The sequence below is a fragment of the Pseudomonas sp. 43A genome, assembly GCF_013363935.1.
Classification (GTDB): Bacteria; Pseudomonadota; Gammaproteobacteria; order Pseudomonadales; family Pseudomonadaceae; genus Aquipseudomonas; species Aquipseudomonas crudilactis.
Genome location: NZ_CP054880.1, coordinates 1351718 through 1367893, shown reverse-complemented (window position 1 = coordinate 1367893; position 16176 = coordinate 1351718). Strand labels below are relative to the sequence as shown.

Annotated in this window: 14 protein-coding genes and 4 tRNA genes; 9 read left to right on the top strand and 9 right to left on the bottom strand. The window is 59.2% G+C overall.

Features of this window, described 5'->3' with window-relative positions:
- Positions 1-91 precede the first annotated feature (91 nt).
- The 5 genes from HUW52_RS06045 to HUW52_RS06025 all read left to right on the top strand — a co-directional run bounded on the left by HUW52_RS06045 (position 92) and on the right by HUW52_RS06025 (position 3518).
- Entirely contained in the window at positions 92-718 is a 627-nt protein-coding gene (locus HUW52_RS06045) for a DUF1780 domain-containing protein (RefSeq protein ID WP_007909887.1), read from the top strand.
- Positions 715-1242 (top strand): MOSC domain-containing protein, encoded by a 528-nt coding sequence (locus HUW52_RS06040; RefSeq protein WP_175553179.1) that lies wholly within the window; start codon positions 715-717, stop codon positions 1240-1242. Before HUW52_RS06045 ends, HUW52_RS06040 begins: the two co-directional genes overlap by 4 nt.
- A 51-nt stretch (positions 1243-1293) precedes the next feature.
- Positions 1294-1467 (top strand): DUF3094 domain-containing protein, encoded by a 174-nt coding sequence (locus tag HUW52_RS06035; RefSeq protein ID WP_007909875.1) that lies wholly within the window; start codon positions 1294-1296, stop codon positions 1465-1467.
- 63 nt (positions 1468-1530) lie between these two features.
- A complete protein-coding gene (locus tag HUW52_RS06030; protein WP_095121769.1) occupies positions 1531-2829 on the top strand; it encodes an NAD(P)/FAD-dependent oxidoreductase in 1299 nt (432 codons plus the stop codon).
- Between the two features lie 281 nt (positions 2830-3110).
- Positions 3111-3518, top strand: a complete 408-nt coding sequence (locus HUW52_RS06025) for a hypothetical protein (protein ID WP_016986236.1) — start codon at positions 3111-3113, stop codon at positions 3516-3518.
- A 61-nt stretch (positions 3519-3579) separates the two neighbouring features.
- On the opposite strand, the gene HUW52_RS06020 is transcribed toward HUW52_RS06025, so the two are convergent.
- The 8 genes from HUW52_RS06020 to rluD all read right to left on the bottom strand — a co-directional run bounded on the left by HUW52_RS06020 (position 3580) and on the right by rluD (position 10459).
- Positions 3580-5205, bottom strand: coding sequence for a methyl-accepting chemotaxis protein (locus tag HUW52_RS06020; RefSeq protein WP_175553178.1), 1626 nt, complete (start codon positions 5203-5205; stop codon positions 3580-3582).
- A 164-nt stretch (positions 5206-5369) separates the two neighbouring features.
- A tRNA-Pro gene (locus HUW52_RS06015) sits at positions 5370-5446 on the bottom strand.
- Between the two features lie 97 nt (positions 5447-5543).
- Positions 5544-5619 (bottom strand) — tRNA-Lys (locus HUW52_RS06010).
- Between the two features lie 5 nt (positions 5620-5624).
- Positions 5625-5701, bottom strand: a tRNA-Pro gene (locus HUW52_RS06005).
- 9 nt (positions 5702-5710) lie between these two features.
- Positions 5711-5786: transfer RNA gene (locus HUW52_RS06000), tRNA-Asn, on the bottom strand.
- Positions 5787-6083: 297 nt separating this feature from the next.
- Entirely contained in the window at positions 6084-8648 is a 2565-nt protein-coding gene (gene clpB / locus HUW52_RS05995) for an ATP-dependent chaperone ClpB (protein WP_016986222.1), read from the bottom strand.
- Between the two features lie 129 nt (positions 8649-8777).
- Entirely contained in the window at positions 8778-9500 is a 723-nt protein-coding gene (pgeF, locus tag HUW52_RS05990) for a peptidoglycan editing factor PgeF (RefSeq protein ID WP_175553177.1), read from the bottom strand.
- Positions 9497-10459, bottom strand: a complete 963-nt coding sequence (gene rluD / locus HUW52_RS05985; RefSeq protein WP_016986220.1) for a 23S rRNA pseudouridine(1911/1915/1917) synthase RluD — start codon at positions 10457-10459, stop codon at positions 9497-9499. The genes pgeF and rluD overlap by 4 nt, the downstream gene beginning before the upstream one ends.
- 151 nt (positions 10460-10610) lie before the next feature.
- On the opposite strand from rluD, the gene HUW52_RS05980 reads away from it, so the two are divergent.
- From HUW52_RS05980 to HUW52_RS05965, 4 genes are all read left to right on the top strand, one after another.
- Positions 10611-11627 (top strand): outer membrane protein assembly factor BamD, encoded by a 1017-nt coding sequence (locus tag HUW52_RS05980; protein ID WP_007909854.1) that lies wholly within the window; start codon positions 10611-10613, stop codon positions 11625-11627.
- Between the two features lie 126 nt (positions 11628-11753).
- A complete protein-coding gene (locus tag HUW52_RS05975) occupies positions 11754-11996 on the top strand; it encodes a PP0621 family protein (protein WP_175553176.1) in 243 nt (80 codons plus the stop codon).
- Positions 11986-13575 (top strand): PAS domain-containing sensor histidine kinase, encoded by a 1590-nt coding sequence (locus tag HUW52_RS05970; RefSeq protein WP_175555645.1) that lies wholly within the window; start codon positions 11986-11988, stop codon positions 13573-13575. Before HUW52_RS05975 ends, HUW52_RS05970 begins: the two co-directional genes overlap by 11 nt.
- Positions 13572-14918: a sigma-54 dependent transcriptional regulator gene (locus tag HUW52_RS05965; protein WP_016986217.1), complete on the top strand. Its 1347-nt coding sequence runs from the start codon at positions 13572-13574 to the stop codon at positions 14916-14918. The genes HUW52_RS05970 and HUW52_RS05965 overlap by 4 nt, the downstream gene beginning before the upstream one ends.
- A 115-nt stretch (positions 14919-15033) precedes the next feature.
- Here HUW52_RS05965 and thiO read toward each other — a convergent pair whose 3' ends face one another.
- Positions 15034-16134, bottom strand: a complete 1101-nt coding sequence (gene thiO, locus HUW52_RS05960; RefSeq protein WP_016986216.1) for a glycine oxidase ThiO — start codon at positions 16132-16134, stop codon at positions 15034-15036.
- Positions 16135-16176: the final 42 nt, after the last annotated feature.

The window sequence follows — 16176 nt, the reverse complement described above, 5'->3', positions numbered from 1 at the left end:
ATGTCCTTCGCCGCAGTCTACACCGCCACCCGATGAGCATCAGCCAAGCAAAGCTTTCTGCTTGTCGCATTTGAACGCTAAGCTTGGGCCTATGGATGACTCAGATTATTTACGCCTGCTGACCATCGCGGCCGAGCAAGCCAACGCCTTTCTGTCCAATGCCCGCAAATGGGAGCGTGAGCGTTGGGTCTGCCAGCGCCTGCTGCAAGGCCTGAACATCCCCTACCGTGCCGACGAATTCGCGCCGGCCGGCGAGCCGCCGGACGTGCTGTTTCGCGATGCCAATTTCGAGGTGTTCTTCGTGCTCGACGAGGGACGCCGGCTCAACGACGAATGGCGCGATGAGTTGCAGCGACGTCGCAGCGCTTTTTCTCTCAGCCAGTTGGTGCGCCGCGAAGCCAAGCCCAAGCGGATTCCGGCTAACGAATTTCTGCTGCGACTGGCGCCGACGTTGCGCAAAAAAGCGCACAACTACAAGGAACGCGGCATGGATCTGGGCGAACTGGACATCATCGCCTTCGCCAGTCTTAAACGTGAGGTACTGGATCTGAACAGCCATTTCCCCCCGCCCACCGAATATCTCCGTCAGGGCTGGCGCTCGCTGTCCCTGGTCGGCCCGACCTTCGCCCGCGTACTGTTCGCCCACCCGGATGCACCGGACTTCCTGCGCAGCAACCTCGGTCGCAGCATTGTCTTTGACGTGGGAATCAGCCTGTGACACCACTTCAGCAATTGATCGCCGATGTACCGCAGACCGGATGTGTGCGCTGGATTGGCGTGCGCCCCGAATCCCGTGGGCCGATGATCGAACTCGATGCAGTGGAGGCGCGACTGGAAGCAGGACTGACCGGCGACCACGCCCGCCCCGGTGTGCGTAACGCGCGGCAGGTGACCCTGATCCAGTGGGAACATCTGGCGGTGATCAGCGCTTTGATGGGACGCACACACGATCAGCCGGTCAAGCCTGAAGATCTGCGGCGCAATCTCGTTATCAGCGGTATCAATTTGTTTAGTCTCAAGGGTCGGCGCTTTCGCATCGGTCAGGCAATATTCGAAACCACGGGCTGGTGTCAGCCCTGCGCACGGCTGCAGAACAACCTCGGCCCCGGCACCTTTCAAGCGGTGCGCGGACATGGCGGAATTACCGCGCGGGTGTTACAAAGCGGGATCATTCGCCTCGAAGACCGTATAAGCGTCGAGCCGGTTCCGGACAGCGGCTATGCTGCGTTCAACCCCGGATAAAAACCGCTGTAGCTTCTGCCCATTCAGCAACGTCTACCTGACGAGGCAAATATGACCAGCCGCCTGAACCCCGAAGACCAGAAACATGTCGAAGAGTACCTGCAACTGTCCCAACACCGAGTCGAGCGCCGGCCTTTCCGGCCGTGGATGCTCCTCGTGCTGGTGCTGGCAGTGACCATTGGTCTGGGCCTGTTGAGCCGATTTATCAGTTACCTGACGCTATGAGCAGCTTGGCGCTCGCTTGGGTAACCGCACCGATTTCCTTTAAAAACCTTGCGAGCTATCCCTATGTCCCATCGTATTGTTATTGTCGGCGGCGGCGCCGGCGGTCTGGAGTTGGCTACCCGTCTGGGTAAGACCCTGGGCAAGCGCGGCACGGCCAGTGTGATGCTGGTCGACGCCAATCTGACGCACATCTGGAAGCCCTTGCTGCACGAAGTGGCCGCCGGATCGCTGAACTCTTCCGAAGACGAACTCAACTATGTTGCCCAGGCGAAATGGAACCACTTCGAGTTCCAGCTGGGGCGCATGAGCGGGCTCGATCGCGCGCAGAAGAAAATCCAGCTGGCCGCCACCTACGACGAAAACGGCGTAGAGCTCGTCCCGGCGCGTGAAGTGCAATACGACTCGCTGGTAATCAGCGTCGGCAGCACCACCAACGATTTTGGCACTCAGGGCGCGGCGCAGCACTGCCTGTTCCTCGATACCCGCAAACAGGCCGAGCGCTTTCACCAGCAACTGTTGAATCACTACCTGCGTGCACACGCCGGGCAAACCGATGTGATCGAGCAGATCAGCGTAGCGATCGTCGGCGCTGGCGCCACGGGCGTCGAGCTGGCGGCAGAACTGCACAATGCCGCCCATGAACTGGCGGCGTATGGTCTGGACCGGATCAAACCGGAAAACATGCACATCACTCTGATCGAAGCCGGCCCACGGGTGTTGCCGGCCCTGCCGGAGCGCATCAGCGGGCCGGTGCACAAGACCCTGGAAAAGCTCGGGGTCAATGTCATGACCAACGCCTCGGTCAGTGAAGTGACGGCGGATAGCCTGATCACGGCCGATGGCAATGAGATCAAGGCCAGCCTGAAAGTCTGGGCTGCCGGTATTCGCGCACCGGGTTTCCTCAAGGACATCGACGGCCTGGAAACCAACCGCATCAATCAACTGCAAGTGTTGCCGACGCTGCAAACCACCCGCGACGAGAACATCTTCGCCTTCGGTGACTGCGCCGCGTGCCCGCAACCGGGCACCGATCGCAATGTGCCGCCGCGTGCACAAGCCGCGCACCAACAGGCGTCGCTGCTGGCCAAGTCGCTGAAATTGCGCATCGAAGGCAAGACCCTGCCGGAGTACAAGTACACCGACTACGGCTCGCTGATCTCGCTGTCGCGTTTTTCGGCGGTGGGTAACTTGATGGGCAACCTGACCGGCAGCGTGATGCTCGAAGGCTGGCTGGCGCGGATGTTTTACGTGTCGCTGTACCGCATGCACCAGATGGCGCTGTACGGGCCGTTCCGCACGGCGATGTTGATGCTGGGTAGCAAGATTGGCCGTGGCACCGAGCCGCGTCTGAAACTGCACTAAAAGACCTTGTAGGCCTTCGCCTGCTCGCGATAGCGGTGTGTCAAACGACAAACGATGTTGTCTGATACACCGCTATCGCGAGCAGGCGAAGGCCTACATTTGATTTGTGATTCTGTCTCGTAATGTATCTGCGTCCGTAATATCTAACCTTCGCTTACAAACTCCCCCGCTGCGCGACACAGTCGCGATACACCGCCACCGCTTAATGGCCACACCCGAGCACACCTGCTCAGGCTTTCGTCCTTAACGTGTGGTTGCGTTGTGCAGCCAGGAGAATGTAAATGTCCCGTACTTCGACCCTCGGTAAAAAATCCATTGGCCTGATCGGCGCCGCACTGGCAGGTGGCCTGATGCTGTCTGGTTCGGTGTTTGCCGCTCAACCACTGGCGCAGGGCTACATGGTTGCGTCGGCGGAAACCTCGGTGAAAGCGCCGGAAGGCAAATGCGGTGAAGGCAAATGTGGCGATGCTTCGATGGCCAAGACGGACAGCGATGGTGACGGCAAGGTTTCCCGCGCCGAATTCCTCAAAGTCGCGCCGAAGTCCGATTTCGACAAGATCGACACCAACCATGACGGCTTCATCGACGAGCAAGAGGCCTACAACAACGTGAAGGCCAACTTTGAAGCCAACGGCAAGAAGATGCCAAAAGGCCTGTTCGAACACCTGAAAGATCAAGACGGCGCCTGATCAGCAGAAAAACCAAGCCGCGCTTCTCTTCGCAGAAACGCGGCTTTTTCACGTCTGCCGTTTACAACTGGAAGCGCCGCACCATGCCCTGCAAGGCGTTGGCCAGTTGCGACAACTCGTGGCTGGAGGCACTGGTCTGGTTGGCACCGGCGGCCGAACGTACCGACAAATCACGGATGTTCACCAGATTACGATCCACTTCCCGGGCGACTTGTGCCTGCTCTTCGGCGGCACTGGCGATCACCAGATTGCGCTCATGGATCTGATGGACCGAGGCGGTAATGGTTTGCAGCGCTTCACCGGCGCGCTCTGCCAACGCCAAGGTGGTCGTCGCCCGCGCGGTACTGGCCTGCATCGAATCCAGCGCCAGGCTCGAACCACTGCGCATGCCCTGGACCATCTGCTCGATCTCCTGAGTCGATTGCTGCGTGCGATAGGCCAGCGCCCGTACTTCATCGGCGACAACGGCAAACCCTCGCCCGCTCTCACCGGCCCGCGCTGCTTCGATCGCCGCGTTGAGCGCCAGCAGATTGGTCTGCTCGGCAATCGCCCGAATCACATCCAGCACTTTGCCAATGTCCTGGGACTGGTTGGCCAGTGATTGCACCAGCTCACCGGTCTGTTGCACGTCGCTCGCCAGTGCGTTGATGGCAGTGGCGGTCTCACTGACGCGCACCTGGCCCAGATGCGCCGATTCGCTGGATTGACGGGTCGCGTCAGACGTCGACACCGCATTGCGTGCGACCTCTTCCACCGCTGCCGTCATCTGGTTGACGGCGGTCGCGGCCTGTTCGATTTCGTTGTTCTGTTGTTGCAGCCCCTGTGTGCTGTCGAGCGTCACCGCATTGAGTTCATCGGCGGCCGTCGCCAGTTGCGTCGCCGAACCGCTGATGCCTTGCAGCGTCTCACGCAGGTTCTGTTGCATGGTTGCCAAGGCTTTGAGCAAGCGACTGACTTCATCGTTGCCATGGGTTTCGATTGGCCGGGTCAGATCACCCTGCGCCACACTTTCTGCTGCGCTGACGGCGCTGCTCAGCGGACGAACGATGCTGCGGGTGAGCATCATCGCCAGTGCCACCGTGGCCAACGCGGCCAAGGCAATGAACAAGCTGACGATCGTGCGCGAGTTTTCGTAGTGCGCAGCGGACTTCTGGCTTTCGGCCGCGACCTGTTTGGCGAACAGATCCGCCAGATCATTGAGTTGCTTGCCGGAGCCATCGACCACGGTTTTCATGTCGACCAGCAACAACCTGGTCAACTCATCACGCTTGCCTTGCTCGGCGAGGGCGAAAGATTGAGCGATACCGCTGCGATACGCGGCGAAGGTCTTTTTGAACTGGTCGTATAGCTGCTGGCCTTCCGGGGTGTCGACCAGTTTGTCGTAGGTGGCGATTTTCTCGCTCAGCTCCTTGTCGCGGGTGTCCATCTGGCTGCGGTAAGTCGCAATGTTGGCCGGATCCTGATCCAGCGCCATGCGCAGCGAAATGGTGCGGATGCGCAGCATGATCTCGCGAATCTCGTCGCCGCCACGAATACTTGGCAGCCACTGATTTTCCACCGCGACTTCACTGTCGCGAATACTCGACATCTGCCCGAGCGCAAAAACGCCGAGCAAGGCCACCAACACCGCGATCAGGGCGAACCCCAGGGCCGCCCGGGGAGCAATATTCAACTGACGAAGCAACATGACGCACGCCCTTATTCTTGTATTGGCCAGATTCAAGGGGCGAAGCCATGGCAGTCCCCTCGTGTTAGCGGGCTATCGGCAGGTTGTATGATGACTTGAAGGGGAAATGAGATTTTGTCGGACAAAAAAAATCCCCGTATCTTTCGATACGAGGATTTTTAATATGGTCGGGGTAAGGGGATTCGAACTCCTGACATCCTGCTCCCAAAGCAGGCGCGCTACCGGACTGCGCTATACCCCGGTAAAAAAAAGGCGACCTTTCAAAGATCGCCTTCTTCGATCAGCGCTTTTGGCCTCTGATCTTAAGATTCGATCCCAGTGTTAACTGGTTTCAAAAATGGTGGGTCGTGTGGGATTCGAACCTACGACCAATTGGTTAAAAGCCAACTGCTCTACCAACTGAGCTAACGACCCAAAAATGGTCGGGGTAAGGGGATTCGAACTCCTGACATCCTGCTCCCAAAGCAGGCGCGCTACCGGACTGCGCTATACCCCGGTTTGAAATTGGCTCCGTGACCAGGACTCGAACCTGGGACCCAATGATTAACAGTCATTTGCTCTACCGACTGAGCTATCACGGAACTACATATTTCAATTTACAACGGTGAAACTTGTTGCATCTAGTCACTCGTTCGCATCGCTGCGTTCGTGTGTCTGAGGCGCGCTATTCTACAACCTAGAACACCTCTGTCAACCCCCTAAATTGCTTTCAAGTTAATGATTTGCAACTTATTTCAGATTTCAACTCAGTGAGCTGAGACCGTCTTGGCGACTGACTGCGGGGCGCACTTTACAAGCCTTTTCCTTTGAGTTCAACAGCCTAACGAAAAAAAAGGCCCCACAATGTGGGGCCTGCCAATTTTCATTGGCGCTTGGACTCAGTTGAAAACGATTTCGTCGTTCTCGACAGCGCCAGTTGCCGTGTCGCCAGGCATGAAATGACCCGAGAGGATCAATTGCGCCAGCGGGTTTTCGATCCAGCGCTGGATCGCCCGTTTCAAAGGACGTGCGCCATAGACCGGGTCGTAACCAACGGCGATCAACTTGTCCATCGCCTCCGGGCTGAGTTCCAGCTTCAGCTCGCGCTCGGCCAGACGGCTGCGCAGACGGCCCAACTGAATCTCGGTAATACCCGCGATCTGATCCCGCGCCAAAGGCTCGAAGATCACCACCTCGTCGACCCGGTTGATGAACTCCGGACGGAAGTGCGACGTCAGCGCATCCATTACTGCAGCACGCTGTGCCTCACGATCACCGACCAGCTCCTGAATCTGCACAGAGCCGAGGTTCGAAGTCATCACGATCACGGTATTGCGGAAGTCCACCGTGCGGCCATGGCTGTCGGTCAGGCGACCATCCTCGAGCACTTGCAGCAAGATGTTGAACACATCCGGGTGCGCCTTCTCGACTTCGTCCAGCAGGATCACCGAATAAGGCTTACGACGTACCGCCTCGGTCAGGTAACCGCCCTCTTCGTAACCGACGTATCCCGGTGGCGCACCGATCAGACGCGCCACGGAATGTTTCTCCATGAACTCGGACATGTCGATCCGCACCATCGCCTCTTCCGTATCAAAGAGGAATTCGGCCAGCGCCTTGCACAGCTCGGTTTTACCGACACCGGTCGGGCCGAGGAACATGAACGAGCCGCTTGGACGATTCGGATCGGACAACCCGGCACGCGAACGCCGTACTGCGTTAGCGACGGCGACCACCGCTTCTTCCTGGCCGATCACACGTTTGTGCAACAGGCTTTCCATCTTCATCAGTTTGTCGCGCTCGCCTTCGAGCATTTTCGACACCGGGATACCGGTCCACTTCGACACGACTTCGGCGATCTCCTCTTCAGTCACCTTGCTGCGCAGTAACTGGTTTTCGCTCTTGCCGTGCTGATCGACCATTTGCAGGCTGCGTTCCAGATCCGGGATCACCCCGTACTGCAATTCGGCCATGCGATTGAGGTCGCCTTTACGGCGCGCGGCCTCCAGTTCCTGACGCGACTGCTCGATCTTCTGCTGAATCTGTGCAGAACCCTGCACCTCGGCTTTTTCCGAGTTCCAGATTTCTTCCAGATCGGAATACTCGCGTTCGAGACGGACGATTTCTTCCTGGAGTTTCTCCAGACGTTTCATCGCCGCTTCGTCGCTTTCTTTCTTCAGCGCCTGGGATTCCACCTTCAACTGAATCAGGCGACGTTCAAGACGATCCAGCACTTCCGGCTTGGAGTCGATTTCCATGCGGATGCGGCTGGCGGCCTCGTCGATCAGGTCGATGGCCTTGTCCGGCAACTGCCGGTCAGTGATGTAGCGATGGCTGAGCTTGGCAGCAGCAATGATCGCACCGTCGGTGATTGCCACCTTGTGGTGAACCTCGTAACGCTCTTTAAGGCCACGCAGGATGGCAATGGTGTCTTCTTCGCTCGGCTCATCCACCAGGACTTTCTGGAAGCGTCGCTCGAGGGCCGCGTCCTTCTCTATATATTGGCGGTACTCGTTGAGCGTGGTCGCGCCAACGCAGTGCAACTCACCGCGAGCCAACGCAGGCTTGAGCATGTTGCCGGCATCCATCGAGCCTTCGCCTTTACCGGCGCCGACCATGGTGTGCAGCTCGTCGATGAACAGAATGATCTGCCCTTCCTGTTTCGACAGCTCGTTGAGCAGCGATTTCAGGCGTTCTTCGAACTCACCGCGATACTTGGCACCGGCAATCAGCGCGCCCATGTCCAGCGAGAGCAGACGCTTGCCTTTGAGGCCGTCCGGCACTTCACCGTTGATGATGCGTTGGGCCAGGCCTTCGGCAATGGCGGTTTTACCCACACCAGGCTCACCGATCAGCACCGGGTTGTTCTTGGTGCGGCGTTGCAGAACCTGAATGGTACGACGAATCTCGTCGTCACGACCGATCACCGGATCGAGCTTGCCGTCTTCGGCACGCTTGGTCAGGTCGACGGTGTATTTATCCAGCGCCTGCCGCGACTCTTCGTGGTTGGCGTCGTTTACCGCTTCGCCGCCACGCAGATTGTTGATCGCGTTTTCCAGGGCTTTCTTGCTCACGCCTTGGCCGAGCAGCAATTTGCCGAGCTTGCTGTTCTCGTCCATCGCCGCGAGCAGCACCAGTTCGCTGGAGATGAACTGGTCGCCCTTCTGCTGGGCCAGACGGTCAGCCTGATTGAGCAGGCGCGCCAGATCCTGCGACATGTTGACGTCGCCGGTCGGGTTCTGGATTTTCGGTAATTGGTCGAGCTCTTTGGTCAGCTCTTTGCGCAAGCTGTTGACGTCGAAGCCCACTTGCATCAGCAGAGGTTTGATCGAACCACCCTGCTGCTCAAGCATGGCTTGCATCAAGTGCGCCGGCTCGATGGCCGGATGATCGTGGCCGACTGCCAACGACTGCGCGTCGGACAAGGCCAACTGTAATTTGCTGGTTAAACGGTCTATTCGCATAAGTCACCTTCCTTTTGAGCAGGCCGGACCTAAAAACCATCCTGAATAAAGAAACCTGCCAGATACCACTGTAGATGCGGTCGATTCTGCAAGATTCAAGCGTCAGAGGGTTGATGCAGATCAGACAGTTTAGCGGGTGAGCCAGATAAGGGAGGCAAAGCGACCCGTGCGTGGGGCACGGCGATAAGAGAAGAAGCGTGGATCGGTCACGGTGCAGAAACCGCCGCCGTAAACCGCTGTGACACCACGTTCAGCCAGACGCAGGCGCGCCAGCTTATAGATGTCAGCCATAAACTTGCCGGCATTGTCGCTCGGTACGAAGGCTTCTGCCGCTGCGGGCAATTGATTGATGAAGACTTCCCGCACTTCCGGGCCGACTTCAAAGGCTTGCGGGCCAATGGCCGGACCGAGCCAGACCAAAACGTCTTCAGACGGAACATCGAGGCTGGCGAGCGTCGCTTCAAGCACACCTGCTGCCAGACCACGCCAACCGGCATGGGCCGCCGCCACACGGGTGCCGGCACGATCGCAGAACAATGCTGGCAAGCAGTCGGCTGTCATCGCCGCGCAGGCAATGCCCGGCGTTGCCGTCCAACTGGCATCGGCAGTCGCGACAATGCCCGGATCAGCATGAGCGACGGCGATCCCGTGCACTTGCTGCAACCAGGCAGGCTGTATAGAGAAGTGATCGGTCAGGCGCCGTCGGTTCTCGGCAACAGCCTCAGGACGGTCATCAACATGATCGCCCAGATTGAGGCTGTCGAACGGCGCCTCGCTGACGCCACCCTCGCGGGTGGTGACGCAGGCTTTGACGCTGGCCGGCGCAGGCCAGTCCGGCGTCAGCCAGTTCATCCGACGAATGCCTCGCGATCCTGCTTGAGCAGGGTCAGCAGCCAGACGAAATCTTCCGGCAACGGCGATTCCCAGCTCATGCGTTCACCGGTCGTCGGATGATCCAGCTCAAGGAAGCGCGCGTGCAGGGCCTGACGTGGGAAATGCTTGAGCGATTCCACCATCGTCGGGTTCGCCGCTGGCGGAATACGGAAACGACCGCCGTACGCCGGGTCGCCGACTAACGGGAAGTTGATGTGCGACATGTGCACGCGAATCTGGTGAGTACGACCGGTTTCGAGCTTCACCCGTACGTGGGTGTGCGAACGGAAGCGCTCCAGCACGCGGTAGTGGCTGACGGCAGGCTTGCCGCCTTCCATTACCGCCATGCGCTGGCGCTGCTGGCCGTGACGACCGATCGGGGCGTTGATCTTGCCACCGGCGGTCACGACACCAATCACGATGCACTCATAGATGCGGCTGACGCTGCGGCTCTGCAACTGAGTAACAAGCTTGGTCTGCGCCTGAATGGTCTTGGCCACCACCATCAGACCGGTGGTGTCCTTGTCCAGACGATGCACGATACCGGCGCGCGGGACATTGATGATGTCCGGCACGTGGTGCAGCAAGGCGTTGAGCAGGGTGCCATCGGCATGACCGGCAGCCGGGTGCACCACCAGGCCCGCAGGCTTGTTGATCACCAGGATGTCGTCGTCTTCATAGACGATGTCGAGCTCGATGTCCTGGGCGATCCACTCGCCCTGGGCTTCCTGCTCGGCAGTCAGCTCAAGGATGGCACCGCCGTGCACGATGTCGCGCGGGCGGATGACCGCCCCGTCCACAGTCAGGCGACCTTCTTTGATCCAGGCGGAAAGGCGCGAGCGAGAGTGCTCAGCGAAGAGTTGGGCAGCGACTTGATCGAGGCGTTGGCCGCCCAATTCGGACGGCACCTCTGCGCGAAGTTCAATTTTATCGGACATGCTCTGACTGTGCGTCGGCACAGCTTTTGGTTTCGGCTGCGCGCTTGTGGTTAAATACGGCGTCTTTTGCCCCGAGGCTTTTCAACGGGGCGCTCATCATAACAGGACGGCCCCGCCCAAGACAGCGGCCGTCATAGGGACGCAAGCCGCCATGCAAGTGAAACACCTGCTGCTGATCGCCATCCTCGCATTGACCGCTGCTTGCTCATCGAAGGAAGTCGTAGACGAAAACCTCAGCGAAGCCGAGCTGTATCAGCAGGCTCAGACTGACCTGGACAACAACAGCTACACCAGCGCCACAGCGAAGCTGAAGGCTCTGGAGTCGCGTTATCCGTTCGGTCGCTACGCCGATCAGGCGCAGCTGGAGCTGATCTACGCCAACTACAAGAACGCCGAGCCGGAAGCTGCAAAGTCCGCCGCCGAGCGTTTCATTCGTTTGCACCCGCAGCACCCGAACGTGGATTACGCCTACTACCTGAAAGGTCTGACGTCTTTCGACCAGGACGTCGGCCTGCTGGCGCGCTTCCTGCCGCTGGACATGACCAAGCGTGACCCGGGCGCCGCGCGCGACTCGTACAACGAGTTCGCCCAGCTGACCAGCCGCTACCCGAACAGCCGCTACGCGCCGGATGCCAAGCAGCGCATGATCTACCTGCGCAACCTTCTGGCCGCCTACGAAATCCACGTGGCCGACTACTACCTGACCCGTCAGGCCTATGTAGCCGCTGCCAACCGTGGCCGTTACGTGGTGGAAAACTTCCAGGAAACCCCATCGGTCGGCGACGGCCTGGCGGTGATGACTGAAGCCTATCAGCGTCTGCACCTGGACGAACTGGCGGCCACCAGCCTCGAAACCCTGAAGCTCAACTACCCGAACCACCCGAGCCTGCAAGACGGTCAGTTCGTGCCACGGGTTGCCGAAGCCGACAACCGTTCGTTCCTGAGCAAGGCGACTCTGGGCCTGATCGAATCGCGTCCACCGCTGCCGCCGGGCGAAACCCGCGCCAATCAGGACGTGCAGAAGCAGTTCCAGGACGCGAAAGACGCGATCCCGAACGAGCTCAAGCCTAAAGACGAGAACGGCGACGTGATCGAAGAGCCAGAGCCTGAGTCGAGCAACACCGACCGTTCCTGGTTCAGCTACATGACTTTCGGCGTGTTCGACTGATCACACCGGCAGTACAGAAAAGGGAGATCTGCGGATCTCCCTTTTTTATTGCCGCGCATTAATAGGCTGTGCGCTTGTCGGGTCCTTGGCTAAACTGCCGGATCATCAGTCGAAAAGCCGCTCATCATGCTTCGTTTATTGTTCTGGATTGTCCTGATTTTTGCTGCGGTATGGCTGTGGCGCAAATTCAAGGCTCCTGCCGCGTCCAATCAATCCGACCGCGCCTCTCGTGAACAGGACGCGCCACCGATGGTGCGCTGCGCCCATTGCGGCGTACACCTGCCGCGCGACCGCGCGTTGAGTGTGCAACAACAGTGGTATTGCAGTCAGGCTCACCTTGAGCAAGGCCCGGGTGCCAGTGATCGCTGAGGCCTCCAGCGCCGACAGCAAACAGGCGCAGCGCCTGCTGCGCCTTTATCATCTCTACCGTTTAAGCGTCGGTATCACGCTGGTGTTGCTGATCTCCAGCAACATGGACAACCGCCTGCTGACGTCGGCCAACGACGAATTGCTGCGCGGCGGCAGTTGGCTGTACCTGATTCTCAACATTCTGTTGGTGGTATTCCTCGAGAACACGCGACGGCCGGCGCAACTGTTCAGCCTGGCCCTCGTCGATGTCCTGCTTTTATGCGGATTGTTCTTCGCTGCCGGTGGCGTTGGCAGTGCCCTGGGCAATCTGCTGATTGTCTCGGTGGCGATCAGCAACACCCTGCTGCGGCGGCGCATCGGCCTGTTGATTGCCGCGATCGGTGCGCTGGGCATCGTTGGTTCGAGTTTTCTGTTGAGTTTCAACCACCCCCTGAGCGCCAATGAATACCTGCAGGCCGGCACCCTCGGTGCACTGTGCTTTGCCGCGTCGTTGCTGGTGCAAGGGCTGATCAGTCGCCTCGAAGTCAGCGAAACACTCGCCGAAAAACGCGCCAGCGAAGTCGTCGGCCTCGAAGCCCTCAACGCACTTATCCTGCAACGCATGCGCACCGGCATTCTCGTGCTCGACGAGGCGCATCGGGTGCAGTTGGCCAACCACAGCGCGCAAACCCTGCTCGCGCAATCGCATCTTCAAGGACACCTGATCGATGACTATTCGCCGGCGCTGGTCGAGCGCCTGCAACTGTGGATGAACAACCCGACCTTGCGCCCACAGAGCCTGAAAATCCCCGGCAATGGCCTCGAGCTGCAACCGAGTTTCATCGCCCTCGAACAAAGCCCAAACCAGCAAACCCTGGTGTTTCTCGAAGACCTCGCGCAAATCAGCCAACAAGCTCAGCAATTGAAACTGGCTGCGCTGGGGCGACTGACCGCTGGGATCTCCCACGAAATTCGCAATCCGCTGGGTGCCATCAGTCATGCCGCGCAGCTATTGGCTGAATCCGAGGAACTCGATGGCGCGGATCGACGTCTGACACAGATTATTCAAGACCACTCCCAGCGCATGAACCGAGTCATCGAAAACGTCCTGCAATTGTCCCGCCGCCAACAGAGCGCGCCGCAACGGCTGGATCTCAAGCCGTGGCTGGAAAACTTCGTTGCCGAAAGCCGCGAACAGGCCTCCGAGCGCCAGGAAATTCATCTGCGGATCAATTCGGGGGACTTCACCACGCTGATGGACCCCAACCAGCTCACGCAGATTCTCGACAATCTGTTACGCAACGGCTGGCGCCACAGCGCCCTGCTGCACGATCAGGCGCAAGTCTGGCTGGCCCTGTTCAGCGATCCCGACAGCCAGTTGGCGGTCCTCGAAGTGCAGGACAACGGCCCCGGCGTCCCGGCCGATGAACAGACGCATCTGTTCGAACCGTTTTTCACCACCAGCAGCCAAGGCACCGGCCTTGGGCTTTATCTGTCCCGTGAGCTGTGCGAAAGCAACCAAGCGCGCCTAGACTTTCAATCACGCCAAGGCGGCGGCTGCTTTCGCATCACCTTTGCTCACGGACGGAAACAAAGTTGAACACGAGCCCACGGCAAAAAATTCTTATCGTCGACGACGAACCGGATATCCGCGAACTCCTGGAAATCACCCTGGGACGGATGAAACTCGACACCTACAGCGCGCGTAATCTGGCTGAAGCCCAAGCGCTGCTGGACCGCGAGAAATTCGATCTGTGCCTGACAGACATGCGCCTGCCCGATGGTACCGGGCTAGAGTTGGTGCAGCACATCCAGCAACGCTATTCACAACTGCCGGTGGCGATGATCACCGCCTATGGCAGCCTGGAAACGGCCATCAACGCTTTGAAAGCAGGTGCTTTCGACTTCCTCACCAAACCGGTGGACCTCACTCGTTTGCGCGAACTGGTCGGCACCGCCCTGCGTATGCCGGCGGCGGGAGGCAGCTTTACCTCCATCGATCGGCGCTTGCTCGGTGATTCGCCACCGATGCGCATTCTGCGCAAGCAAATCGACAAACTCGCTCGCAGTCAGGCGCCGGTGTACATCAGCGGCGAATCGGGCAGTGGCAAGGAACTGGTTGCGCGCCTGATTCATGAACAGGGGCCGCGCGCCAGCCAGCCGTTCGTACCGGTGAACTGCGGAGCGATCCCGACGGAACTGATGGAAAGCGAGTTTTTCGGCCATCGTAAAGGCAGTTTCACCGGCGCGGTCGAGGACAAGCCCGGGTTATTTCAGGCAGCCCATGGCGGCACGTTGTTTCTCGATGAAGTGGCGGACTTGCCGTTGTCGATGCAGGTGAAGTTACTGCGCGCGATTCAGGAAAAAGCCGTGCGCAGTGTCGGCGGCCAGCAGGAAAGCGTGGTCGATGTGCGGATTCTCTGCGCCACGCACAAGGATCTCGATGCAGAGGTCGCGGCCGAACGCTTTCGTCAGGATCTTTATTACCGCCTGAACGTGATTGAATTGCGCGTGCCGCCCCTGCGTGAGCGCCGTGATGACATTGAAGTGCTGGCGGCCAATATGCTCAAGCGTTTGGCCAAGGACAGTGCTCAGCCCGTTGCGCGCCTTCATCCACAGGCGCTGGAAGCGTTGAAAAATTACCGGTTTCCGGGGAATGTGCGGGAGCTGGAGAACGTGCTTGAGCGGGCACACACCTTGTGTGAAAACCGCACGATCGAGGCTGAAGATTTACGTCTGAGCGAAGGCAACTGCGCGGCGGACGGCGGGATTGCCGATCTGACGCAGATCGACAATCTGGAAGATTATCTGGAGAACGTCGAGAGGAAGCTGATCTTGCAGGCGCTGGAAGAAACACGCTGGAATCGCACGGCGGCGGCGCAGCGGTTGAGTCTTTCGTTTCGTTCGATGCGCTATCGGCTGAAGAAACTGGGCCTGGATTGAGGACCCCTTCGCGAGCAGGCTCGCTCCCACATTGGATTTTGTGAACGACAAAGATCAACTGTGGGAGCGAGCCTGCTCGCGAAAGCGGCCTGCCAGGCACCAGAGAAATATCTGACTAAATGCGGCCTTCAGGCGCATACGGCACTGGATCAATAATCGGCGCCCTTCCCAGCATCACATCGGCAAACAACTGGCACGACGCCGGCGCCAGCACCAGCCCATTGCGGTAATGCCCGCAGTTCAACCACAACCCGTCAAACCCCGGCACCCGGCCAATGTACGGAATGCCCTCCGGCGATCCCGGGCGCAACCCTGCCCAGTGCCCGACCACTTCGGCATCGGCCAACGCTGGCAATAACTCCACTGCCGAAGCCTTGAGACTTTCCAGTGCCACATCGGTCGGCGTCTTGTCGTAGCCTTCGTGCTCCAGCGTGCTGCCAATCAGAATGTGGCCGTCGCGACGCGGGATCGCATAACGCCCCTTGGCCAAAACCATGCTCGGCAGAAAATCCGCCGCGCACTTGTAGAGAATCATCTGCCCTTTGACAGGTTCGACCGGCAGCGTCAGATCCAGCGTCTTGAGTAGATCGCCGCTCCACGCACCGGCCGTCAGCACGACCTGATCACCTTTGATCACACCGCTGGAGGTTTCGACGCCGACGACCTGCGCGCCCTCACGGACAAACGCGCTGACTTCGCACTGTTCGTGAATCGTCACGTTCGGCAGTGCCTGCAATGCCGCTTTCAGTGATTTCACCAGTCGCGGATTGCGTACGTTGGCGACATCAGCCATGTAAATCGCCCGGGAGAAACCGCCGCCAAGCACCGGCACCGCGTCATGCGCCGCCGAGATATCCACAGCCCGTAGCGGGCGATTTTCTCGCTCGGCCCACGCCAGTGCCTCGGCTTCATCGTCCAGGTCCAGCCAGTACAGGCCGGTGGTATGAACTTCAGGATCAACCCCGGTATCGGCAAACAAACGCTCGCCGAGCTGTGGATAAAAGTCCTGCGACCAGTGCGCCAGTGCGGTAACCGCCGGGCTATAGCGCCACGGATACAACGGCGAAACGATACCGCCGCCCGCCCAGGACGATTCCTGGCCGAGGTTCGAGCGATCGAGCAGCACCACGCTGCATACTTCGGAGGCGAGGTTGTAGGCGGTCAGCAGGCCAATCACCCCGCCACCGACAATCACCACTTGCTGTTGCCTGGTCATGTTTGTTCCAACCGTAAAAAAGACAGCGAGCGCAAAAGGCAC

What these genes read in the sequence shown, in the direction of transcription:
- HUW52_RS06045 (WP_007909887.1), top strand. Translation starts at nt 92, where the DNA reads ATGGATGACTCAGATTATTTACGCCTGCTGACCATCGCGGCCGAGCAA.
- HUW52_RS06035 (WP_007909875.1), top strand. Translation starts at nt 1,294, where the DNA reads ATGACCAGCCGCCTGAACCCCGAAGACCAGAAACATGTCGAAGAGTAC.
- HUW52_RS06030 (WP_095121769.1), top strand. Translation starts at nt 1,531, where the DNA reads ATGTCCCATCGTATTGTTATTGTCGGCGGCGGCGCCGGCGGTCTGGAG.
- HUW52_RS06025 (WP_016986236.1), top strand. Translation starts at nt 3,111, where the DNA reads ATGTCCCGTACTTCGACCCTCGGTAAAAAATCCATTGGCCTGATCGGC.
- HUW52_RS06020 (WP_175553178.1), bottom strand. Translation starts at nt 5,205, where the DNA reads ATGTTGCTTCGTCAGTTGAATATTGCTCCCCGGGCGGCCCTGGGGTTC.
- clpB (WP_016986222.1), bottom strand. Translation starts at nt 8,648, where the DNA reads ATGCGAATAGACCGTTTAACCAGCAAATTACAGTTGGCCTTGTCCGAC.
- pgeF (WP_175553177.1), bottom strand. Translation starts at nt 9,500, where the DNA reads ATGAACTGGCTGACGCCGGACTGGCCTGCGCCGGCCAGCGTCAAAGCC.
- rluD (WP_016986220.1), bottom strand. Translation starts at nt 10,459, where the DNA reads ATGTCCGATAAAATTGAACTTCGCGCAGAGGTGCCGTCCGAATTGGGC.
- HUW52_RS05980 (WP_007909854.1), top strand. Translation starts at nt 10,611, where the DNA reads ATGCAAGTGAAACACCTGCTGCTGATCGCCATCCTCGCATTGACCGCT.
- HUW52_RS05975 (WP_175553176.1), top strand. Translation starts at nt 11,754, where the DNA reads ATGCTTCGTTTATTGTTCTGGATTGTCCTGATTTTTGCTGCGGTATGG.
- thiO (WP_016986216.1), bottom strand. Translation starts at nt 16,134, where the DNA reads ATGACCAGGCAACAGCAAGTGGTGATTGTCGGTGGCGGGGTGATTGGC.